This window comes from Bradyrhizobium sp. Kon69, assembly GCF_055807515.1.
The window spans coordinates 217,973-241,310 of sequence record NZ_JBVVOS010000005.1 but is presented as its reverse complement, the minus strand read 5'-3'; the positions used below and the strand labels follow the sequence as shown (position 1 = coordinate 241,310).

Below are 23,338 nucleotides of genomic sequence, written 5' to 3'. Positions count from 1 at the left end.
AAATCGTCTGGCTTGGTGCCGATGAAGAGCCGCCGCATCCATCTGATGGGAGCTTCAGGCTCCGGCGTGACGACGCTCGGCCGTGCGCTCGCCGGCCGGCTTGCGCTGCCGCATCACGACAGCGATGATTATTTCTGGCTCCCGACCGCGCCGCCCTACCAGACGACACGCCCTGCCGCCGAACGTTTGCGGCTGATGCGCGAGATGTTCTTGCCGCGGCTCGATTGGGTGCTGAGCGGAACCGTCACCGGTTGGGGCGACGAGCTCGTCCCATTCTTCGATCTCGTCGTCTTTGTGACGGCGCCGCGCGAGCTCCGCTTGCAGCGCCTGCGTGACCGCGAGGCTACGCACTTCGGAGCGGATGCCGTCGCACAGGGCGGCTGGCGTCATGAGGAGGCGGAGTCGTTCGTCGACTGGGCCTCGCACTACGAAGCTGGCGATCGCGACGGCCGTAGTCTCCCAAAAGATGAAGCGTGGCTCGCGAAGCTGCCCTGCCCGGTCGTGCGCGTCGACGGCTCACGCCCGCTTGCGGACCTCGTCGAGCAGCTATGCAGCGAAGCGCAGCGGCTGCCGGGCTGATGTGATACTGTCACGACGCCACTGCCAAATAATAAAACAGGGAGAGAAACCATGCTCAGCCGACGCAGCGTCCTGCTTGCCTCCCTTGCCGCCGGAGTTGCCATGTCCAACAAAGCCCACGCACGTGCCGCGCAGCCCGCGACGCCAGTCAATTTCGACGTCCCGGCCCATGCCTGCGACTGTCACACCCACATCCATGGCGATGTCGAAAAATTTCCGTTCTTCGCGGGCCGCGTCTACACGCCGGAGCCGGCTTCGCCGGAGGAAATGGCCGCGCTGCACAAGGCGCTGCATATCGAGCGCGTGGTGATCGTGACGCCGAGCGTCTACGGCACCGATAACTCCTCCACCCTGTTCGGCATGAAGGCGCGCGGCGCGGCCGCGCGCGGGGTGGCCGTGATCGACGACAAAACGACCGAGGCCCAGCTCGACGCGATGCAAGCAGACGGCTTTCGCGGTGTCCGCCTCAATCTTGCGACCGGCGGCGTCAACGACCCCAATGTCGGCCGACCGCGTTTCACCGCCGCAGTCGAGCGCATGAAGGCGCGCGGCTGGCACGTGCAACTTTACACCACGCTCCCCATGATCTCGGCAATCAAGGACCTCGTCGAGACGGCGCCGGTACCCGTTGTATTCGACCATTTCGGCGGCCTCGAGGCTTCGCTTGGGCTGGAGCAACCGGGATTTGTCGACCTGGTCGCGCTGGTGAAATCCGGCAAGGCGTATGTCAAGATTTCCGGCGCCTATCGCTCCTCGAAGCTCGCGCCCGACTATCAGGACATGGCGCCCTATGCGCGCGCACTGATCGCAGCGAATGCGGACCGCGTCGTCTGGGGTACGGACTGGCCGCACCCGGATTCGAGCCGTGTCGAGGGACGCAAAGCCACCGACATCGCACCGCTCTACCAGATCGACGACGGTCGTCTGCTCAACCAGCTTCCGGTATGGGCGCCGGATGCGGATGTGCGCAAGAAGATCCTGGTCGACAACCCGGCGCAACTCTACGGGTTCTGAGTCGCGCCAAGCGCAATTCGGTTCAACGACCGCGACACGGTTCCACAGTGAGGCGTGGAACTGTTGTCGCGAAGTCACAAACTCCTTGGACTCACACGAACGTGTTTGTGCTCTCGCTCGTTTCTCACCCTTCTGGTTGAGGCGGCGATTCATTTTCGGGGCTACGCACACGCACAGATTTCATTTGTTCGTGCGGGTGCATGCCTTTATCGCATTATCTTGCCGCGCTTTTTTCCGGCATTGGAATTGGTTTCACCGTCGCCGCCCCCATCGGACCGATGGGCATGCTGTGCATTCAGCGCACATTGGCATCAGGCATGGCCACGGGCCTCGCAACCGGCTTCGGCGCGGCGACCGTGCATCTCACTTACAGCGCCCTCGCGGTTTTGGGCCTGGGCTCGCTTGCACAGCCCTGGGTCGAGGCCAATGCCGCCAGCTTCGGCATCGTCTCGGCGCTCACGCTGCTGTGGTTCGCGATCCGAACCCATCGCGGCTCGGTCGCGCTCCAGACGACCGACGACATCGACAACGTACGTCTGGCGCGCGCCTATCTCAGCGCCATCGCGCTTGGGTTCACCAATCCGCTGACTGTCATCCTGTTTCTGGCTGCGCTGCACGCCCTTTCAATGCAAGCCGCGGCAGCCCCGCTGATCGCCGGTGTCTTCGTCGGTTCCGCGATCTGGTGGACCGTGCTCAGCACGATCGTGGCAACGGCGCGGTCACGGCTGACGCCGCGCATGCTGTCGATGAGCAGTCGGTTGGCCAGCCTGATGCTGCTGGGCCTCGGCACCATGATGCTGGTGCGGATCGCGCAGCGGATGCTGTGATTGGCGGCGTCAGCGTGCGCGGCGGGAGAAGAAGGAGATCAGCACCGGCAGTGTCACCAGGATCACGATCGGCGCCAGCATCATGCCGGTTACCACGACCACCGCGAGCGGCTTCTGCACCTGCGAGCCGATGCCTTCCGACAGCGCGGCCGGCAACAGGCCGATGCCGGCGACGACGCAGGTCATCAGCACCGGCCGAAGCTGCAATTCGCCGGTGCGTATCACCGCGCTCATGCGGTCCATGCCCTCTTCGATCAGCTGGTTGAACTGCGACAGGATGATGATGCCGTCCATCACGGCGATACCGAACAGGGCGATGAAGCCGATCGCTGCCGAGACACTGAAGGCGGTGCCGGTGATCAAGAGACCGAGCACGCCGCCGAAGATCGCCATCGGGATCACGCTCATCGCGAGCAGCGTGTCGGTCATCGAGCCGAAATTGAACCAGAGCAGGACGCCGATCAGCGCGAGCGAGATCGGCACCACGATCGACAATCGCCGGATCGCATCCTGGAGATTGCCGAATTCGCCGACCCAATCCATGTGCGCGCCGGGCGGCAGCTGCACCTGATCGGCGATCTTCTGCTGCGCCTCGCGAATCGCACTGCCGAGGTCGCGTTCACGCACCGAGAACTTGATCGGCAGATAGCGTTCCTGCTGCTCGCGATAAATGTAGGCCGCACCCGAGACGAGGCTGATGGTGGCGACCTCGCTCAGGGGGATCTGCGTGACGGTGCCGTTCGGTCCGGGCGCGCCGATCCGCAAATTCTGGATCGCTTCGGCGCTCCTGCGGAATTCCGGCGCGAGGCGAACGATGATCGGGAAGTGGCGGTCGCTTCCGGCCTCGTAGATGTCGCCTGCGGTGTCGCCACCGATCGCGACCTTGATGGTGGCGTTGATGTCGCCCGGCGCGAGGCCGTAACGCGCGGCCTTGGCGCGGTTGATGTCGATCTGGATGGTCGGCTGCCCGAGTGAGGTGAACACCGCAAGATCGGTGACGCCCTGCACGGTTGCCAGCACCGACTTGATCTTGTTGGCGGTGTCGGTCAGCGCCTGGAGGTCGCTGCCGAACAGCTTGATCGAGTTCTCGCCCTTCACGCCGGAGACGGCTTCGGAGACGTTGTCCTGGAGATATTGCGAGAAGTTGAACTCGACGCCGGGGAAGCGATCGTCGAGCTGCTTGAGCAGCTGCGCGGTCAGCTCTTCCTTGTCGCGGGTGCCGGGCCATTGGCTGGCGGGCTTGAGCGGCGCGAAGAACTCGGCGTTGAAGAAGCCGGCGGCGTCGGTGCCGTCATCGGGGCGGCCATGCTGCGACACCACGGATTCCACTTCAGGCCGCGCGCGGATCACCTTGCGCATCTCGTTGACGTAGGAGTTGCCTTCCTGGAGCGAGATGGTCGGCGGCAGCGTGGCGCGGATCCAGAGGTTGCCCTCCTCCAGCTTCGGCAGGAATTCGAGGCCAAGCAAACGGCTGAGCGCAACCGTCATCAGCACGAGGCCGAACGCGCCACCGAGCATGATGCCGCGGTTGGCGACCGCCCAATGCAGCACCGGCATGTAGATCCGATGCAGGATCAGCATCACCTTGGTCTCGGTCTCCCTGACATGCGCGGGCAGGATGATCGCGGACAGCGCCGGGGTGACGGTGAAGGTCGCAAGCAGTCCACCGGCCAGCGCGTAGGCATAGGTGCGCGCCATCGGCCCGAAGATGTTGCCCTCGACGCCGGAGAGCGTGAACAGCGGCAGGAAGGCCGCGATGATGATCGCTGCGGCGAAGAAGATCGAACGTGAGACATCGGCCGCAGCGCTGAGGATGGCGTGGCTTTTCATGCCGAACAGGGTCTCGGACGACATCTGCTCGGATTCCGACATCGGCGTCGTCTGCGTCAGGCGCCGGAAGATCGCCTCCACCATGATGACGGTGGCATCGACGATCAGGCCGAAATCGATCGCGCCGACCGACAGCAGGTTCGCCGATTCCCCGCGCAGCACCAGGATGATCACCGCGAAGAACAGCGCGAACGGAATGGTGGCGCCGACGATCAGCGCACTGCGGAGATCGCCGAGAAAGATCCACTGCAGCAGCACGATCAAGAGAATGCCGACCACCATATTGTGCAGCACGGTGTGGGTGGTGAGTTCGATCAGGTCGCCGCGGTCGTAGATGCGCTCGATACGCACGCCGGGCGGCAGGATGCTGGACTCGTTGATGGTTTGAACGAGCTGGTGGACGCGCTTGATGGTTGGCGAGCTCTGCTCGCCACGGCGCATCAGGACGATGCCCTGCACGATGTCGTCGGCCTCGTCGAGGCCGGCAATACCGAGACGTGGCTTCTGGCCGACGGTGACAGTGGCGACGTCCTTGACCAGCACCGGATTGCCGTTGGTCTGCGAGACCATGGTGTTGGCGAGGTCGTCGATCGAGCGGATCAGGCCGACGCCGCGCACCACGGCCGATTGCTGACCGATATTGACGGTGTTGCCGCCGACATTGACGTTGGAATTACCGACCGCCTGGAGCAATTGCGGCAGCGTCAGGCCGTTGGCGACCAGCTTGTTGAAGTCGACCTGGAGCTCGTAGGTCTTGCTCTTGCCGCCCCACCCGGTGACGTCGATCACGCCGGGCACGGCACGGAAGCGCCGCTGGAGAATCCAGTCCTGGATAGTCTTGAGATCGAGGACACTGTAGTTCGGCGGGCCGACGAGACGGTAGCGGAAGATTTCGCCAATCGGGCTAAGCGGCGAGATCTGCGGCTGCACGTTGCCCGGCAGCGGCGCGAGCTGCGCCAGGCGGTTCAAGACCTGCTGCAACGCCTCGTCATAGGTGTAGGCGAAGGAGAACTGCAGTTTGACGTCGGAGAGGCCGTAGAGCGAGATGGTGCGAATGGTCGTCACGTTCTTCAGACCCGCAACCTGGGTCTCGATCGGGATCGTGATGTAGCGCTCGATCTCCTCTGCCGACAGGCCCGGACTCTGCGTCACGATGTCGACCATCGGCGGGGTCGGATCGGGATAAGCCTCGATGTTGAGCTGGTTGAACGCGATCAGGCCGCCGATGAGCACGGCGACGAACATCCCGACCATCAGGAAGCGCCGGTTGACGGCAAGGGCGACGAGGCGATCCATTCAGGTCTTCAGCTTGTCTTTTTCCCGGCCCGTCGATCAGCTGCCGGACGCCGCGCGGTCGATGAACAGGCTGCCTTTGGTGACCACCTGCTCGCCGGGCTTCAGATTGCTGATGACCTCGACGAGGTTGCCATTGATGAGACCGATCTTGATCTCGCGCAGCTCGACCGACTTGTCCTCGCGTGCGACCCAGAGGCGGACCTTGTCGGCTTCGTAGATCAAGGCCTGCTTCGGTACCGCCGGCGCGGCGCGGTCGCCGGACGAATAGATCGTGACGTTGGCGAACATCTCCGGCTTCAGCAGACCGTCCTTGTTGTCGATGGTGGCGCGGACCAGCAGGCGGCGGGTGTTCGGATCGATCGCGGCGGCGACGTAGTTGACCTTGGCGGTCAAGGGGCGGCCCGGGAGCGCCATCACGTTGACGCTGATGTCCTGCCCGACGCACACGGCAGCCGCATCGCTCTCGCGCACGAAGGCGGTGAGCCAGACCGTGGAGAGGTCGCCGACGACGAAGACCGGATCGCTGGCGCCGGAATTGACGTACTGGCCGGGGCCGATCTTACGCTGCACGACCGTGCCCGCGATCGGCGAATAGATCGTGACTTCCGGATTGATGACGCCCTTGTCCTGGAACGCCTTGATGGTCTCGTCGGTGAAGCCGAGGATACGCAGCTTGTTGCGCGCGGCTTCCAGTGCCGTCGCCGATGAGCGCATGTCGTTCTGCGCCTGAACCTGAGTCGCTTCCGCCTGCTGATAGTCCTTCAGGGGGATGGCATGGCCCTCGTAGAGGTCCTTGGCGCGCTTGAACTGGATGTCGGCAAGATCGATCGCCGACTTCGCCTTGTTCTGCGAGCTCATCGCCGCAATGAAATCGTTCTGGGCCTGCACGGTGTCGGCGGCCTCGATCGTGAACAGCGGTTGACCTTGCTTCAGCACCTCGCCAGGCTTGGCGAGCAGCTTGGTCACGCGACCCGCATAGGGCGAAAACACCGGCGTCGAACGGTCCTCGTCGACTGCGACCTTGCCCTCGGTGACATACTCGGCGCGGAAGGTCTTGGCCTTGACCGGCTCGATCGTCAGCGTCGCCCATTCCGACGGCGTCGGCGTGAAGTTCTGCGCATTCCTGCGCGACTGGCTGGAGATCTCGGAGTGGTTCTTCTCCTTCGCTCCCGCATGGAGGAAGCCGTAAGCCCCGGCACCGGCAAGAGCTAGTAAAACTACGGATGTAATCACCCGTTGTTTTGTAAGCACCTGCAATCGCTTGGTATTTTCAACTACCATGGGGCCCGGTCATGTCTGCGATGATAGCGGCGGATGCCGGCGTCATCGGTCGCGCTAATAGTGCCGAATTGTGATTTCAAACAACCTAAAAAACGCCGGGCGCCTTTCGGTTTGCGTTAAAAATTTGCGACACGTCAGCTTCACGTCAGCTTGTCACCGGCCACTCTGCCGGATGACTGCCGAGCGGCATCGCCGGACGGCTCCATTGCGCCGGCGTCTTCGACAGCAATGCTGAATGGCGCACCGCCTTCAACGTGCCGAAGCCAGATGGCATGCTCTCGATGAATGCAGCGTGTACGGCCTGGCCCGTAATATCCGGGGTATCCAGGCCATTTTCGAGCCGTCCGAGATTCCACAGCCAGCGCCCGGTCTGCGCCAGCGACACGCGCACGTGCCAGCTGCCGCCTTCGCGAGCCTGGCGGGCCTTGGCCATCATCGCGCCGAACGCCATCAGATAGCCGGTGGCGTGGTCGAGCATCTGTGCCGGCAATTCCTTCGGTCCATCGATGCCGGCAGCCTGTCCCTCGGCGTGGTTGAAGCCGGTCGTGGTCTGCACCAGCGAATCGAAGCCGCGCCGCTCCGCCCAGGGACCGGCATGGCCATAGGCCGACAGCGTCACGTAGACGATGCCGGGGTTGATTGTCGCCGCGTCCTCCGGAGTAAAGCCGAGAGCAGCAAGCGCGCGCGGGCGATAGCCTTGTGAGAAGATGTCGGCGTCCTTCAACAGCGCGCGCATCTGCGCTCTCCCCGCCTCGCTCTTCAGCTCGATGAAGGTGGTGAGCTTGCCGCGTCCGGTGTCGATGGTCAGCCACGGAATGGCCGGCAGCGTGGGGCCTGACACGAGCAGCACATCCGCGCCGTGCACGGCGAGCGTGCGGCCGGCGACGGGGCCCGCGATGACGCGAGAGAGATCGAGCACGCGCACGCCTGCGAGCGGGCGATCGCCTTTTGGCAATCGTTGCGGCCATGGCTTCGGCGGGGCCTCGCCGATCTTCTCGATCGAGACCAGCGGCAATTCGGCAAGCGCGCGGGCCTGCGGCAGCGCCGACCATTCGTCGTAGGAGCGCATCAGGGCAACGACGCCGCCCGCAGCGTAAGCCGCAGTCTCGAAATCCTCGCCCTTCCATTGCATCAATGCGGCCTGCACCTTCTCGCGCTCGGGTTCGCAGCCGAGCACCTTGCAGACGGCGTCGCGATGATGCGGAAAATTGGTGTGGCAGCGGACGAAGCGGTTGTCGCCGGTTCTGTAGACGCCGGCGATGGCGTCCCAGGCGGGCGGCGGCGGCTTGTCGTCGACGCGCAAGTAGCGCTCGGAGCGGCATTCGGCGACGGCATGGCGCAGGTCGACGCTGACGTCCTGCGCCTCGCCGCTGCGCAATCTCCAGATTTCGGCGGCGGCAAGACCGGCGGCGGCGATCGTGGTCTGGCCGGCAATTGCGACGCGAAACGAGGACGGGATTTGCGGCTCCTCGCCCGTCAGCCGCACGCGCGCGAGCGCGGCGGCATCACCGCCGGCGGAGGTCCAGATGCCACTGAGAATTTCGGTGGGGCTTTGCATGACCCTTCTCTCCCTTTAGTTTGCGACCATCGCATTAGCACACAAGGACATGCAATGGCCGCCATCGATCCCCTCACCGCAGGCGCCGTGTTCATCGCAACGGCGGCCACCGACGCGGTCTATGTCATGTTCACCTCGGCGGTGATCGCGCGCAAGCGCGTGCCCGCGGCGAACTGGAGCGCGGTCTGGTACATGCTCTCCTCCTATGCAGTGATCAGCTACACCGAAAACGCTTTCTATGTGGCTTTCGCGGCGATCGGCTCCTGGGCCGGCGCCTACGTCTCACTGACATTCCTGCACCGCCCGCCCGGCGGCCCGCCGGTGGGGGCGGCACCGGAGTGAGGGCCGCTGTTTCCACACGGTCATTGCGAGCGAAGCGAAGCAATCCAGAGTCTTTCCGCGGTGGCAGTCTGGATTGCTTCGTCGCAAGAGCTCCTCGCAATGACGATGTGGAGGCTTTTGGGCGTCTCTCGAAACAGCTACACTCGCTGCGACCAACAAAAAGGAAAACCAAACAATGGATCTCGGTCTCAAAGGCAAGAACGCCGTCGTGCTTGGCGGCACGCGCGGCATCGGGCGGGCGATTGCGGCGACGCTGGCCGGCGAAGGCAGCAATGTCGCGGTGTGTGCACGCAACGCCGATCAGGTTGCCGCCACCGTTACGGAGTTGAAGGCCAGCGGGATCCGCGCGACCGGCGGCCCGGTCGACGTCACCGACGGCGCGGCGCTGAAGTCCTGGATCGAGGGCGCGGCAAAGGAGCTTGGCGGCATCGACATGCTGTTCTCCAACGCGGGCGCGATGGCGCAGGGCCATGATGCCGCATCGTGGGAGCAGAATTTTCGGCTCGACCTGCTCGGCGCCGTGCACGCGTTCGACGCCGCGCGGCCGTTCCTCGAGGCCAGCGGTGCGAGCAGCGGCGACGCCGCCTTCGTCATCATCTCCTCGATTTCAGCGGCGCAAGCGGACACGGCCAGCTCCTACGGCCCGATCAAGGCTGCGTTGATCCACATGGCCAAGGGGCTGGCACGGCAGCACGCGAAGAAGAAGATCCGCGTCAACGTGGTCTCGCCAGGCACGGTCTATTTCAAGGGCGGCGTCTGGAATACGATCGAGCAGAACATGCCCGAGCGCTACAATGATGCGATGAAGCGCAACCCGACCGGCCGCATGGCGACGCCACAGGAGATCGCGAGCGCAGCGGTATTTCTGGCGAGCCCGGTGTCGGGGTTCACCACGGGCTCCAATCTGGTGGTGGACGGCGCGATCTCGAACCGGGTGAATTTTTAGAACAAGCTCGTCATTGCGAGCGCAGCGAAGCAATCCAGTATCTCTCCGCGGCGACAGTCTGGATTGCTTCGCTGCGCTCGCAATGACGGTGTGGCAGCAGAGTGCTCTATATTCCTCAATGAAAATCCCGCGACGGCGGCAGGATGCGGACGTTGCGGGGGTGGCGAAGTTTTTGCGCGGGCGCATCCGCATGCGCGCGGGGATCGTCATTGAGCGGTTCGACCACGGTGGCGCCTGCCGGCACCGGATGCTTGCGGCCGAAGGCGTCGTTGGCGAGGCCGACCAGATCGTGCGAACGGTCGATCATCCGCTGGGCGATCAGATGCGTCACCTTTTCGGGGCTGCTCTGGATATAGCCTTCGACCAGGATGAGGCGTGCGCCCATCACTTCTTTCCGGTACTGCTCCATGATCTTCGGCCACACCACGACATTGGCGATGCCGGTTTCGTCCTCCAGTGTCATGAACACGACGCCGCTGGCGCTGCCCGGCCGCTGCCGTACCAGCACGACGCCGGCACAGCGGACGCGGCGCCGCTCGTTGTCATGATTGATGTCCCTGCAGGCGACGATGCGCTCGCGCGTAAACATCTCGCGCAAAAATTCCATCGGATGCCCCTTCAGCGATAACCGAATGGTCTGATAGTCCGCGACCACCTGTTCGGCCCGCGGCATCACCGGCAACGGCCTGGCGTGCTCGTCCGGCTGCTCGCGTGCGGTGGCCACCTCGAACAGGGGCAGCGGCACATCGTCGGGCAAGCGCCGCACCTGCCACAGCGCCTCGCGCCGGTCGAGCCCGAGCGAGCGGAAGGCGTCGGCATCGGCGAGCAGGATCAGCGCGCGCTTGGGCAGACCTGTGTCGCGGGCGAAATCTTCCAGCGAGGTGAAGGGCCGGCGGTTGCGCGCGGCGACGATACGGTCGCCCCAGTCGGGCGCTCTCTCCACATACTCATTCCGGGACGCGGCTCTTTTGAGCCTTTCCTCATCCTCATCGAGCCAATGAAAACCGTCGATCTGGCGGAAGCCCAGGCGCACGGCGCAATATTTGCCACTTCCTTCTTCCAGCGTGTTCTGCGCAAAGCTGTAGGACACATCGATCTCCCGCACCTCGACGCCGTTCTTGCGAGCGTCGCTGACGATCTGCGCCGGGGCGTAAAAGCCCATCGGCTGCGAGTTCAGGAGGCCACAGCAGAATGCATCAGGGTGATAATGCTTCAGCCATGAGGAGATATAGACAAGCTGCGCGAAGCTTGCGGCATGGCTCTCCGGAAAGCCGTAACTGCCAAAACCCTTGATCTGTTCGAAACAGTTTCTGGCAAAATCAGGCGCATAGCCGCGCGCGATCATGTTGCCGATCATCTTGTCTTCGAACTTGCCGATGGTGCCGACATTGCGGAACGTTGCCATCGCACGGCGCAGACCGTTGGCCTCCTCGGCCGTGAACTTCGCGGCTTCGATCGCGATCCGCATCGCCTGCTCCTGGAACAAGGGCACGCCGAGGGTCTTGTGCAGCACTCTGTAAAGCTCGTCCTTGTCGCCATGCTCCGGTGACGGCGATGGATAGTTCACTTTTTCCAAGCCGTTCCGCCGCCGCAAATAGGGATGCACCATGTCGCCCTGGATCGGCCCCGGCCGCACGATCGCGACCTCGATGACGAGATCGTAGAAGGTCCGTGGCTTCAGCCGGGGCAGCATGTTCATCTGCGCGCGGCTCTCGACCTGGAACACGCCGAGCGACTCCCCGTCGCACAGCATGTCGTAGACTTTGGAATCATCCTGCGGGACGCTCGCCAGCATCCAGCGTTCGCCCTTGTGCTGCTCGATCAGATCAAAGCACTTGCGGATGCAGGTCAGCATGCCCAGCGCGAGCACGTCGACCTTCATCATGCTGAGCGCGTCGACATCGTCCTTGTCCCATTCGATGAAGGTGCGATCATCCATCGCGGCATTGCCGATCGGCACATAGGTGTCGAGCCGGTCTTGCGTAAGCACATAGCCGCCGACATGCTGGGACAGATGACGGGGGAATTCGATCAGCTCGGTCGCGAGCTCGACTGCGAGGTTGATCATGGAATTTTGCGGATCGAGGCCAGCCTGCCTGACCTGCATGTCGTTGAGGCCCTTGCCCCAGCTACCCCAGACGGTGTCGGCGAGGGCGGCGGTGACGTCCTCGGTCAGGCCCAGCGCCTTGCCGACGTCGCGGATGGCGCTGCGCGGGCGATAATGAATGACGGTGGCGATGATCGCGGCACGATGGCGGCCGTAACGCCGATAGACATATTGCATCACCTCCTCGCGCCGCGAATGCTCGAAATCGACGTCGATGTCGGGCGGCTCCAGCCGTTCCTTGGAGATGAAGCGCTCGAACAGCAGATCGACCTTGGTCGGGTCGACCGAGGTGATGCCGAGCACGTAGCAGACCGCCGAATTCGCCGCCGATCCCCGCCCCTGGCACAAGATGTTCTGGCTGCGCGCGTAATGCACGATGTCGTGCACGGTGAGAAAGTAATGTGCGTATTTCAGATCGGCGATCAGTGCGAGTTCTTTCTTCAGGGTGGCGCGCAGCTTGTCGTCGATCTTGCCGCCGAAATATTTGTCGACACCGGCCCAGGTCAGATCCTCCAGATGCCCCTGCGCGGTCTTCCCCGGTGGCACCGGCTCATCCGGATACTGGTATTTGAGCTGGTCGAGCGAGAAGGTGATCTTGTCCGCAAAGCGCTTGGTCTCCGCAATAGCCTCAGGGAAATCGCGGAACAGCCGCGCCATCTCCCTGGGCGTCTTCAGAAACCGTTCTGCATTGGCTTCCAGCTTCCGGCCGACCACCTCGATCGTGGTTTTCTCCCGGATGCAGGTCAGCACGTCCTGGAGGGGACGGCGCGCGGGATGGTGATAGAGCACCTCGTTGGTCGCAAGCAGCGGCACTTTTGCTTTTGCGGCGAGATCATCGAGCTGCGCGAGGCGACGGCGGTCGTCGCCGCGATAGATTAGGCTCGCCGCCAGCCACACGCCCTCGGCACGACTTGCCTTCAGCTTGGCGAGGATGTCCTGCGCATGCGCCGCATCGAAGCGATGCGGCAGCGTCAGGATCAGGAGCTGGCCTTCGGAAAACGCAAGGAGATCGGCGAAGGTGAGATGGCATTCGCCCTTCGCGATCCGCGTGATGTCGTCGCCGCGCTTGCCCCGGGTAAGAAGCTGGCACAGCCGGCCATAGGCGGCGCGGTCGCGCGGATAGACCAGAATATCGGGCGTACCATCGATGAAGACGATGCGGGTGCCGATCAGAAGCTTCGGCTTGTGCAGCACCTCGTCATTGTCGAGCTCCTTGTAGGCGCGCACCACACCGGCGAGCGTGTTGTGATCGGCGATGCCGATCACGGGAATGCCGAGCTTGCTGGCCTGGTGCACATAGGCGCGCGGATCCGAGCCGCCGCGCAGGAAGGAGAAATTCGTGGTGATGCCGATCTCGGCATAAGCGGGCGTGTTCATGCGAAGAGACCGTGCACATACCAACCGGGAGGAGCGGGCTTGCCGTCGTCGTCGAAGCACTCCCCCTCGTAAAGACCGTCGCGAAAGATCCAGAAGCGCAGGCCCTCGGCATCCTCGATGCGGAAATAGTCCCGCGTTAATTGCTTGCCGTCCTGCCGCCACCATTCCATGGCGATGCGCTCGGGGCCTTCCACCCGCACTACCGCATGTTGCGCGCGGCGCCAGGTGAATTGATGCGGCGGCCCGTCGGGCACGGTCGCAAACGGCACATTGATCGGCTCAGGCTTGTCGAACAGCCGCAACGGACGCAGTGGCGGCTCAGTCTCGGTGCGCGCGGGCCATTCGGCCTGCATGGCCACGACGAGATGATGCTGGGCCGGCGCCGCCAGCACCGCACATTCGGGGATATGGGTATCCTCAGGCAGATGCACGACGACGCGCTTTCCGCCGATGCGTGCGGCGATGCGGTCGATCAGCGCGGCAAGCTCGTCATTGTCGTGGACATGGGCGTCGAGATCGCGCTGCTCCTGCACCACGATTTCGGTGCGGCTTGCCGACAGCCGCACCATGTCGAAGCCGAAGCCGGGATCAAGGGGATCGGCGAGCGCATCGAGGCGCTCGCGGAACAGCCGGTCGATGACTTTGCTTTGCGTCACCGGCCGCCCGGTCTCGACCATGATCGCGCGCACCGCGCCGTCGGTACGGAAGAAGGTAGCCTCTAATCGTCGCGCGCCCTTGCCCTGCTTCTCCATGGACGCGATCAGCGTGTCGGCGAGGCGCGACAGCGTCATCGCGATCATGGTGTCGGTCGCGATCGGCTCGGCAAAGCGTTTCTCCACGATGTAATCGGGCAGCGGCTTTCGTGGATTGATCGGTGCATCGCCCTGCCCCAGCGCATGCGCGAGCAGCGTGGAGAACCGTGCACCGAACCGCGCCGTGATTTCGCTCGGCGTGCGCGAGGCCACATCGCCGATGGTCTTCAGGCCGGCGCGTCGCAGGCCGGTGCTGATAGCCTCACCCGCGCCAAGCGCGGACACCGGAAACCGGCTGATTGCCGCCGCCTCCCCGCCATCGGCAACGATGGTCCCTGAAGATTGCCGCGTCAGCGTGCGCGCGCAGACCGAGGTGCCGGCGATCGCCGCGCTGACGGCAAAGCCCTGGCGGTCGAGGGCACGGACAAGGGTTTGCAACAGCGCAGCCTCGCCGCCGAACAGATGCGCGCAGCCGGTGATGTCGAGGAACAGCCCGTGCGGCGGATCGAGCGCCACCAGCGGCGTGAAACGGTCGCACCAGTCGGCGATGTCGCCGATCGTCTTGGCATCGGCCACGGCATCGGCGTCGAACACCTTTAAATCAGGACACATCGCCCGGGCATTGGCCAGAGGCTGGCCGATATGCAGACCGAGGCGCTCGGCCGCCTCGTCCAGCGCATGGATCACCAGCGCGTTGCTGTCCTTGGCAACGACGATGCTGGGCGCATTATTTTCATGCAGTCCGACGTTGCCGAAGAACCGCTGGATCCGATCGATGGGCAGGCGCGGCAGCCACAGGCTGAGGATACGCCGACGATTCAGAGAACTGGCACTCATCACATTTCCATTCCATGATCCACCGGCCGCACGGGCCATGACGATTGCGCAGGAGCTCGGCATCGAAGCGCGGCGCCCCCCAAGCGCTCCACATCGCGCCCGGCGGCGAATGCGCCGCGCGCAGCATCCATCTGGTCTCGGCGGTCGAGGGTAAAGGTTGCGCGGCCATCCGCAGCAACAGGCCGGTGACACCGGAAGATTGCGCAGCCAGCGTCAGCTTGCGGCTCGCCACCAGATCGAACTGCCTTGTCTCCCCCCAGAGCTCGAGCACGACGGCGCCCAGCGCGTCGCAGGCGAGCGCATCGGCCGACGTGCGCAACGCGCTCTCCACGTCGGCGGCGCGCACCATCACCATGCGGCGCGGATCGAGACCGATCTCGGCGAGCCCGCTCATCGACAGCGCACCGGTTTCAATGTCTGAAAAATCCTGCCGCACCCACAGCAGCGGTTTGCGCGCCGTCACGCGCCCCGCAAGGCCCGTGACAAAGCCCGTCGCGGCTGCGCCCTGACGTCCTTCGCAAAACACCTCGTGGATTGCCGCGCGCGCGAGCCCGCCCTTCAGCGCGCTGTCTACTTCGCTATGGCCGAGCGCGACACGGTCATGATGATGCACGACCTCCGCCGTCTCGATGCGCTCGATCTGGCCGCGCAAGGCTGCAAGCGCGCTTGTTCGTGCGCCGCTCATACGCCGCTCCTCAAGGGTGATTGCCGATGGCTCTCAAAAAGAGAACCAGCGGCTAGCTCATTTGTTCATGATATGTTCTAATATAAAGCTAACGACGCCCCGGGAGTCAATCGAATTGGCGGGCCTTGGGATTCATGAGCTGAATCAAAGGGATTCCAATATGGACGTGCAACGCAAGCTGGAAATCCTGGCGGACGCCGCCAAGTACGACGCGTCCTGCGCCTCCAGCGGCACCGAGAGGCGGGATTCCAGCGACGGCAAGGGCATGGGCTCGACCGCGCCCGGCATGGGCATTTGCCATTCCTACGCGCCGGATGGCCGCTGCATCTCGCTGCTCAAAGTGCTGCTGACCAACGCCTGCAATTACGACTGCCTCTATTGCGTCAACCGCGCCTCCTCCAACGTGCCGCGTGCCCGCTTCACCATCGACGAAGTGGTCAAGCTGACGCTCGACTTCTACCGGCGCAATTACATCGAAGGACTGTTTCTCTCCTCCGGCATCATCCGCAACCCCGACTACACCATGGAGCAGGTGGTGAGCGTCGCGCGCAAACTGCGCGAGGAGCATCACTTCCGTGGCTACATCCATCTCAAGACGATCCCGGAGGCCGACGATGCATTGATCTCCGAGGCTGGCAAATATGCCGACCGTCTCTCCATCAACATCGAGATGCCGCAGGAGACGAGCCTGCAGCAATTTGCGCCCGAGAAGGACGTGCGCGCGATCCGCCGCACCATGGGCCGGCTGCGGCTGAAGCTGGACGAGGCTGAGGAAAGCCGCAGCGCGAACACGAAAGCCAAGCCGCAGCGCTTCGCGCCGGCCGGCCAGAGCACGCAGATGATCGTCGGCGCCGACGCGGCCTCCGACCACACCATCCTCCACACCAGCGCCAATCTCTACGGTTCATACAGGCTGAAGCGCGTCTATTATTCCGCGTTCAGCCCGATCCCCGATGCCAGCCGCGCGCTGCCTCTGCGCGCGCCGCCCTTGCTGCGCGAGCACCGTCTCTACCAGGCCGACTGGCTGATGCGGTTCTACGGCTTCGACGTTGCGGAGATCGTCGACGACAGTGCGATGCTGCCGCTCGACATCGATCCAAAACTCGCCTGGGCATTACGCCACCGCGACCACTTCCCGCTCGACGTCAACCGCGCCAGCCGCGAGGAATTGTTGCGCGTGCCGGGCTTCGGCACCAAGGCGGTCGATCGCATCATCGCAACGCGGCGCACGACCACGATCCGCGTCGCCGATCTCGCGCGGCTGCATGTGCCCCGCAACAAGGCGCTGCCGTTCATCGTGCTGAGCGATCACCGGCCCGCGCCGCATCGCCTCGACGAGGCACGGCTGATCGAACAGTTCAAGCCGAAGGCAACACAACTGGGATTTGGCTTCTGATGCAATACATCACCCTCGAGAACGAAACCGATTTCGATGGCTGGCGCAAAGCCGCGCGTAGCCTCGTGCTTCACCAAATGAAACCGGCCGATGTCACCTGGACCGTGCAGGGCGGCGAAGCGGAGCTGTTCACGCCGCCCTCGCCGTCTCCGCTGCCGGCGGGTGGCGACGGCACCTTCAACGTGCCGGCAAAATTCGTCGAGCTCGCCAAGGCCGCGATCCTCCATCGCGATCCCGAGCGTTTCGCGATCCTCTATCGCCTGCTGTTTCGGCTGAAGGACAATCACGACCTCATGGAGGTCGCGACCGATGCCGATGTCGCGCAAGTTACGGCCATGGCAAAGGCGGTCTATCGCGACGAGCACAAGATGCACGCCTTCGTGCGCTTCCGCGAGATCGGCAGGGAACGCGAAGCACATTACGTCGCCTGGTTCGAGCCGGAGCATCACATCGTCGAGCTCGCCGCACCGTTCTTCGCCAAGCGCTTTGCCGACATGCCCTGGTCGATCCTGACGCCGGATTTGTGCGCGCATTGGGATGGCCACGCGCTCTCGTTCACATCAGGCGTCAGCAAGAGCGAGGCGCCGAGCGAAGACCGGCTGGAGGAAACCTGGCGGCGTTACTACACCAGCATCTTCAATCCGGCACGCCTGAAGGTGAAGGCGATGCAAACGGAGATGCCGAAGAAATATTGGAGGAACCTGCCTGAGGCTTCGATCATTAAGCCCTTGATCGAGGACGCCGAACGCATGACCGGCGCCATGATCGCCAATGCCGCAACCGATCCGCACAAGCCTCAAAAGCGGCCGGAGGCTCCGATGAAACGCAAAACCGCTCCCGACGATCTTGAAGCGCTCCGCGAGGAGGCCGCCCATTGCCGCGCCTGCCATCTCTACAAGGACGCGACCCAGACCGTGTTCGGCGAGGGTCCGAAGTCCGCCAATATCATGCTGGTCGGCGAACAGCCCGGCGACAAGGAAGACCTGGCCGGCCATCCCTTTGTCGGTCCGGCCGGCCAGATGCTCGACAGGGCACTGCAGGAGGCCGGTGTCGACCGCAAGAAGGTCTATGTCACCAACGCGGTGAAGCACTTCAAATTCGTGCCGCGCGGCAAGATCCGCCTGCATCAGAAGCCGAATACGCCGGAGATAAAGGCCTGCCGGCAGTGGTATGAGCGGGAAGTCTCCGTCATCCAGCCCGATCTCATCGTCGCGATGGGCGCGACCGCCGCACAGAGCGTGTTCGGCAAGATCACCCCGATCGGAAAGAACCGCGGCCGGCTGATCGACCTGCCCGACGGCCGCAAGGCGCTGGTGACGGTGCACCCGTCCTATCTGCTGCGGTTGCCCGATCCGGAAGCCAAGGTGCTGGAATATCAGCGCTTTGTCGAAGATTTGAAGATCGCCGCCGGCTTGCAGAAGAAAGCGGCGCGCGCCGCCTAAATACAGGTGGGAAAACGACTTTCAAGCCTCGGTTGTCATCCAGCCTTCAAATCCATCGGGGACAATAGCCCTTACAGAAAGTTAAGGGGCGTCCAGACATGACCGATGTTGCATTCGACCGCGCGGTAGCCGATCCCGCGCCGATCCAGCCGGCCTCGCGGCCAAATCTCGACAAGGGCTTCAATCCGCTGACGATGATCCTATTCTTCGGCATCCTCGCCGCGGGCCTGCTCTATGTGGCCTACAGCATCTATTCCGATGTCGATGCGACCGGTACCAGGGTCACGAGCTACCTGCCCTATATCCTCCTTATCGTTGCGCTCCTGATTGCGCTCGGCTTCGAATTCGTAAACGGTTTCCACGACACCGCCAACGCGGTAGCGACCGTGATCTACACTCACTCGCTGCCGGCCGAAGTCGCGGTGATGTGGTCGGGCTTCTTCAACTTCCTCGGCGTGCTCATGTCGTCCGGCGCGGTCGCCTTCGGCATCGTTTCGCTGCTGCCGGTGGAGCTGATCCTGCAGGTCGGCTCGAGCGCCGGTTTCGCGATGGTGTTCGCGCTGCTGATCGCCGCGATCCTTTGGAACCTCGGCACCTGGTATTTCGGCCTGCCGGCCTCCTCCTCGCACACGCTGATCGGCTCGATCATCGGCGTCGGCGTTGCGAACGCGCTGATGCGCGGCCGCGACGGCACCTCGGGTGTGGACTGGGGCAAGGCCACCGAGATCGGCTATGCGCTCCTGCTGTCGCCGCTGGTCGGCTTCGTCTGCGCCGCCGGCCTGCTGTTGCTGCTCAAGCTGATGATCAAGAACCCGGCGCTCTATGCCGCTCCTGAGGGTAACAAAGCCCCGCCGATCTGGATTCGCGGCCTGCTGATCCTGACCTGCACCGGCGTCAGCTTCGCCCACGGTTCGAACGACGGCCAGAAGGGCATGGGCCTCATCATGCTGATCCTGATCGGCACCGTGCCCACGGCCTATGCGCTCAATCGCGCATTGCCGGAGTCGCAGGTCGCCCAGTTCGCGAAGATTTCGGAAGCCGCCTCCAAGGTGGTTGCGGCCAAGGGCGCCGGCCATGCGATCATCGGCGATCCCCGTCCTGCGGTGACGCAATACGTCACCTCGCATCACATCAGCGAAGGCACCTATCCTTCGCTGTCAGTGCTGGTGAAGGATGTCGGCGAGCAGGTCGCGAAATACGGTTCGCTGAACAAGGTGCCGGCGGAAGTCGTCGGCAACACCCGCAACGACATGTACCTGACCTCGGAAGCGATCCGCTTCCTGATGAAGGACAAGGAAAACGACCTCAGCAAGGAAGAGGTCGGGACCTTGAATGCCTACAAGGGCGGCCTCGACAGCGCGACCAAGTTCATCCCGACCTGGGTGAAAGTGGCGGTCGCGATCGCGCTCGGCCTCGGCACCATGATCGGCTGGAAGCGCATCGTCGTCACCGTCGGCGAGAAGATCGGCAAGACCCATCTCACCTACGCGCAGGGTGCCTCCGCCGAGCTCGTCGCCGCCGCCACGATCGGCGCCGCCGACGTGTTCGGCCTGCCGGTCTCGACCACTCACGTGCTGTCGTCCGGCGTCGCCGGCACCATGGCCGCGAACGGTTCGGGTCTCCAGGTCGCCACCATCAGGAACATGGTGATGGCCTGGGTGCTGACCCTGCCGGTCGCCATCCTGCTGTCGGGCACACTGTACGTGATCTTCTCGCGGATCTTCTGAAGATATCTCCAACCCTCTCCCCGTTCTTACGGGGAGAGGGTTGGGGTGAGGGGCTGCTTCCGCGATCGCGGTGAGAGACGGACTCGCGGAGAGTCCCCCTCACCCGGAATTCAAGCTGCGCTCGAATTCCGACCTCTCCCCGCAAGCGGGGCGAGGTGAAGTAAGAGCCTTACGACGCCGCGAGCGATTGCTCGACCAGCTTGACCCAGTACGACGTGCCGAAGACGATCGCCTCGTCGTCGAAATTGTAGGCGGGGTGATGCAGGCCGGCGCTGTCGCCGTTGCCGCAGAAAATGAAGGCGCCGGGGCGCGCCTCCAGCATATAGGCGAAATCCTCGCCGCCCATCAGCGGCGACATCTCGAGCACGTTGGCCTCGCCCGCAACTTGCCCCGCGATGCGACGCGCAATCTCGGTCTCCGCGGCGTGGTTGTTCACCACCGGATAATTGCGCTGGTAGCGCAGGTCGATCTTGGCGCCGGTGATCTGCGCCACGCCCGCCACAACCTCGTGCACGCGCTTCTCCACCAGCTTGCGCACCTCCGGGGACAACGTGCGGATGGTGCCCCTCAGTGTCGCGGTTTGTGGAATAACGTTACGGGCATTGCCCGCGTGGAACTCGCAGATCGAGATCACGGCCGATTCCAGCGGATCGACGCTGCGCGCGACGATCGACTGCAGCGCCGTGATCACTTGCGCGCCGACCAGAACGGAATCGACACATTTGTGCGGCCGCGCGGCATGGCCGCCGAGGCCTTCGATCATGATATCGACTTCGTCAGTCGCCGCCATGATCGGACCCGGCCGGATCGCGAACGAGCCGACCGGAATGCCCGGGCCGTTGTGCATGCCGTAGACCTGCTCGATGCCGAAGCGCTCCATCATTCCGTCCTTGACCATGGCCAAGCCGCCGGCGCCACCCTCCTCGGCCGGCTGGAAGATCACCACGGCATCGCCGGCGAAGTTGCGGGTCTCGGCGAGATAACGCGCAGCACCGAGCAGCATCGCGGTGTGGCCGTCATGGCCGCAGGCGTGCATCTTGCCCGGGGTCTTCGAAGCGTAAGGCAGGTTGGTCTGTTCCTCGACCGGCAGCGCATCCATGTCGGCACGCAGGCCGATGGCCTTGAGGCCCTCGCCGGCCGGCTTGCTGCCCTTGATCACGCCGACCACGCCGGTCTGCCCGATCCCCGTCACGACCTCATCGCAGCCGAATTCGCGCAGGCGGTCCGCGACGAATGCTGCGGTGCGGTGGACGTCATAGAGCAGCTCCGGATGCTGGTGGATGTCCCGGCGCCAGGCCTGAATATCGGGTTGAAGGTCGACGACGCGGTTCACGATGGGCATGGATGGTCTCAAGCTTTGTTGAAAATGCAGGCCTGTCTACCATGCAAGCACCAGTCCACCCAACTGGCGGGGATCGGGGTGTAGCCCTGACTCACAGGCATGGCCGGACTTGTCCCGGCCATCCACGTCTGACTATTAGAACGGAAAGCGCGTGGATGCCCCGGACAAGCCCGGGCATGACGCCTGTCGGGTGGAAGCAGAATGCCAAGGCGGCTCGAAGGTGAGTTTGACTACATTGTCGTTGGGGCCGGCACGGCGGGCTGCATCCTCGCCAACCGGCTGTCCGCCAATTCCAGCAATCGCGTCCTCGTCCTCGAAGCCGGCGGCGACGACAACTGGATCTGGTTCCACATTCCCGTCGGCTATCTCTTCGCCATCGGCAATCCGCGCTCGGACTGGATGTTCAGGACCGAGGCCGAGCCCGGGCTGAACGGCCGCTCGCTCGCCTATCCCCGTGGCAAGGTGATCGGCGGCTCTTCGGCGATCAACGCCATGATCTCGATGCGTGGACAGGCCGCCGATTACGATCACTGGCGCCAGCTCGGCATGACCGGCTGGGGTTATGACGACGTGCTGCCGCTGTTCAAACGGCTCGAGGATCATTTCCTCGGCGCGAGTGAGCATCATGGCGCCGGGGGCGGCTGGCGCATCGAGGCGCCGCGGCTGTCCTGGGACGTCCTCGATGCCGTGGGCGATGCAGCCGAGGAAATGGGCATCAAGCGCATCCCGGATTTCAATACCGGCGACAACGAAGGCACCAGCTATTTTCACGTCAATCAGAAGCGCGGCCGGCGCTGGTCGTCGGCGCGCGGCTTCCTCAAGCCGGCGCTGAACCGCCCGAACCTGCGGCTCGAAAAGCATGTGCTGGTCGACCGTCTGATCATCGAACAGGGCCGCGCCGTCGGCGTGCGCTTCATCCAGAATGGCGAGATCTTCGAGGCGCGTGCGAAACGCGAGGTGGTCCTCTCGGCGGGCGCGATCGGCTCGGTGCAGGTGCTGCATCGCTCTGGCATCGGACCTGCCGACTGGCTGTCACCGCTCGGCATCGACATCGTGATGGATAAGCCCGGCGTCGGCCGCAATCTGCAGGACCATCTCCAGCAGCGCGCGATCTACAAGGTCGAGGGCGTGCGCACCTTGAACGAGACCTATTACAACCTGCTCCGCCGCGGCCTGATGGGCCTCGACTACGCGTTCCGCCGCCGCGGCCCGCTGACCATGGCGCCGTCGCAGCTCGGCATCTTCACCCGCTCCGATGCGACGCGCGCACGCGCCAACATCCAGTTCCACGTGCAGCCGCTGTCGCTCGACAAGTTCGGCGATCCCCTGCACCGCTTCCCCGCGATCACGGTGAGCGCCTGCAATCTCCAGCCGACATCGCGCGGCACCGTACGTCTGCGTTCGGCGGCCCTAGACGAGAAGCCGATCATCGCGCCGAATTACCTTTCAACGGATGACGACCGCCAGGTCGGCGCCGATGCCATCCGCACCACGCGCCGCCTGATGCAGCAGAAGGCGCTGGCAAAATACCGCCCGAGCGAATATCTGCCCGGCCCCGCCGTCGGCGACGACGATGCCTCGCTCGCCAAGGCCGCCGGCGACATCGGCACCACCATTTTCCATCCCGTCGGCACCGCGAAGATGGGCGCGGTGAGCGATCGGATGGCGGTGGTCGACGAACGCCTGCGCTTCTACGGTCTCGGCGGCCTTCGCATTGTCGATGCCTCGATCATGCCGACCATCACGTCGGGCAACACCAACACGCCGACCGCGATGATCGCCGAGAAAGGCGCGGCGATGATTTTGGAGGATGCGAAGTGAATGCGTAGCCCCGATGGGCGTAGCGGAATCCGGGAGAGGACGCTCGATTGGTCCCGTATTCCGCTACGCTCCATACGGGCTACGCGTCCAACCACCTCACGAAAACGTCATCGCGTCCGGGAATAACACCCCCGCTCCCCCAATCACCTCCCCGAAGCCCAATTCCGGGCGAAGTGGAG

The 23,338-nt window shown here is 64.0% G+C and carries 16 protein-coding genes; 9 read left to right on the top strand and 7 right to left on the bottom strand.

Translation table 11 applies throughout. The features are described 5' to 3' along the window. Window positions 1-21: 21 nt before the first annotated feature. The 3 genes from AC0L3U_RS09335 to AC0L3U_RS09325 all read left to right on the top strand — a co-directional run bounded on the left by AC0L3U_RS09335 (window position 22) and on the right by AC0L3U_RS09325 (window position 2,420). Window positions 22-579, top strand: coding sequence for a P-loop NTPase family protein (locus tag AC0L3U_RS09335; protein WP_473361531.1), 558 nt, complete (start codon window positions 22-24; stop codon window positions 577-579). A 51-nt stretch (window positions 580-630) separates the two neighbouring features. Continuing rightward, window positions 631-1,593 (top strand): amidohydrolase family protein, encoded by a 963-nt coding sequence (locus AC0L3U_RS09330; RefSeq protein WP_473361530.1) that lies wholly within the window; start codon window positions 631-633, stop codon window positions 1,591-1,593. A gap of 200 nt (window positions 1,594-1,793) precedes the next feature. After that, window positions 1,794-2,420 (top strand): LysE family translocator, encoded by a 627-nt coding sequence (locus AC0L3U_RS09325; RefSeq protein WP_473361529.1) that lies wholly within the window; start codon window positions 1,794-1,796, stop codon window positions 2,418-2,420. A 9-nt stretch (window positions 2,421-2,429) separates the two neighbouring features. Here AC0L3U_RS09325 and AC0L3U_RS09320 read toward each other — a convergent pair whose 3' ends face one another. The 3 genes from AC0L3U_RS09320 to AC0L3U_RS09310 form a co-directional block, all read right to left on the bottom strand. Further along, complete coding sequence (locus tag AC0L3U_RS09320; RefSeq protein WP_473361528.1) at window positions 2,430-5,546, bottom strand: efflux RND transporter permease subunit; 3,117 nt, start codon at window positions 5,544-5,546, stop codon at window positions 2,430-2,432. A gap of 36 nt (window positions 5,547-5,582) precedes the next feature. Beyond that, entirely contained in the window at window positions 5,583-6,827 is a 1,245-nt protein-coding gene (locus tag AC0L3U_RS09315; protein ID WP_473361527.1) for an efflux RND transporter periplasmic adaptor subunit, read from the bottom strand. A gap of 145 nt (window positions 6,828-6,972) precedes the next feature. Beyond that, window positions 6,973-8,385 carry a CoA transferase gene (locus tag AC0L3U_RS09310; RefSeq protein WP_473361526.1) on the bottom strand — a complete coding sequence of 471 codons (1,413 nt, stop codon included), beginning with the start codon at window positions 8,383-8,385 and terminating at the stop codon, window positions 6,973-6,975. A 54-nt stretch (window positions 8,386-8,439) separates the two neighbouring features. Here AC0L3U_RS09310 and AC0L3U_RS09305 point away from each other — a divergent pair, with 54 nt between their 5' ends. Further along, a complete protein-coding gene (locus AC0L3U_RS09305; RefSeq protein WP_007593600.1) occupies window positions 8,440-8,727 on the top strand; it encodes a hypothetical protein in 288 nt (95 codons plus the stop codon). 175 nt (window positions 8,728-8,902) lie between these two features. Next, window positions 8,903-9,673: an SDR family NAD(P)-dependent oxidoreductase gene (locus AC0L3U_RS09300; RefSeq protein ID WP_473361525.1), complete on the top strand. Its 771-nt coding sequence runs from the start codon at window positions 8,903-8,905 to the stop codon at window positions 9,671-9,673. A 115-nt stretch (window positions 9,674-9,788) separates the two neighbouring features. On the opposite strand, the gene AC0L3U_RS09295 is transcribed toward AC0L3U_RS09300, so the two are convergent. The 3 genes from AC0L3U_RS09295 to AC0L3U_RS09285 are packed head-to-tail and all read right to left on the bottom strand — an operon-like array spanning window position 9,789 to window position 15,431. After that, a complete protein-coding gene (locus AC0L3U_RS09295) occupies window positions 9,789-13,157 on the bottom strand; it encodes an error-prone DNA polymerase (protein ID WP_473361524.1) in 3,369 nt (1,122 codons plus the stop codon). After that, window positions 13,154-14,746, bottom strand: coding sequence for a Y-family DNA polymerase (locus AC0L3U_RS09290; protein WP_473361523.1), 1,593 nt, complete (start codon window positions 14,744-14,746; stop codon window positions 13,154-13,156). The genes AC0L3U_RS09295 and AC0L3U_RS09290 overlap by 4 nt, the downstream gene beginning before the upstream one ends. Further along, window positions 14,643-15,431, bottom strand: coding sequence for an ImuA family protein (locus tag AC0L3U_RS09285; RefSeq protein ID WP_473361522.1), 789 nt, complete (start codon window positions 15,429-15,431; stop codon window positions 14,643-14,645). The genes AC0L3U_RS09290 and AC0L3U_RS09285 overlap by 104 nt, the downstream gene beginning before the upstream one ends. Before the next feature lie 160 nt (window positions 15,432-15,591). On the opposite strand from AC0L3U_RS09285, the gene AC0L3U_RS09280 reads away from it, so the two are divergent. The 3 genes from AC0L3U_RS09280 (at window position 15,592) to AC0L3U_RS09270 (ending at window position 19,996) form a co-directional block, all read left to right on the top strand. Further along, entirely contained in the window at window positions 15,592-16,827 is a 1,236-nt protein-coding gene (locus AC0L3U_RS09280) for a putative DNA modification/repair radical SAM protein (protein ID WP_473361521.1), read from the top strand. Next, window positions 16,827-18,269 carry a UdgX family uracil-DNA binding protein gene (locus AC0L3U_RS09275; protein ID WP_473361520.1) on the top strand — a complete coding sequence of 481 codons (1,443 nt, stop codon included), beginning with the start codon at window positions 16,827-16,829 and terminating at the stop codon, window positions 18,267-18,269. Before AC0L3U_RS09280 ends, AC0L3U_RS09275 begins: the two co-directional genes overlap by 1 nt. Before the next feature lie 98 nt (window positions 18,270-18,367). Continuing rightward, window positions 18,368-19,996 carry an inorganic phosphate transporter gene (locus AC0L3U_RS09270; RefSeq protein ID WP_473361519.1) on the top strand — a complete coding sequence of 543 codons (1,629 nt, stop codon included), beginning with the start codon at window positions 18,368-18,370 and terminating at the stop codon, window positions 19,994-19,996. A gap of 169 nt (window positions 19,997-20,165) precedes the next feature. Here AC0L3U_RS09270 and AC0L3U_RS09265 read toward each other — a convergent pair whose 3' ends face one another. Further along, entirely contained in the window at window positions 20,166-21,338 is a 1,173-nt protein-coding gene (locus tag AC0L3U_RS09265; protein WP_473361518.1) for a M20 aminoacylase family protein, read from the bottom strand. Window positions 21,339-21,539: 201 nt separating this feature from the next. Here AC0L3U_RS09265 and AC0L3U_RS09260 point away from each other — a divergent pair, with 201 nt between their 5' ends. Then, complete coding sequence (locus AC0L3U_RS09260; RefSeq protein WP_473361517.1) at window positions 21,540-23,159, top strand: GMC family oxidoreductase; 1,620 nt, start codon at window positions 21,540-21,542, stop codon at window positions 23,157-23,159. The last annotated feature ends 179 nt before the right edge of the window (window positions 23,160-23,338 follow it).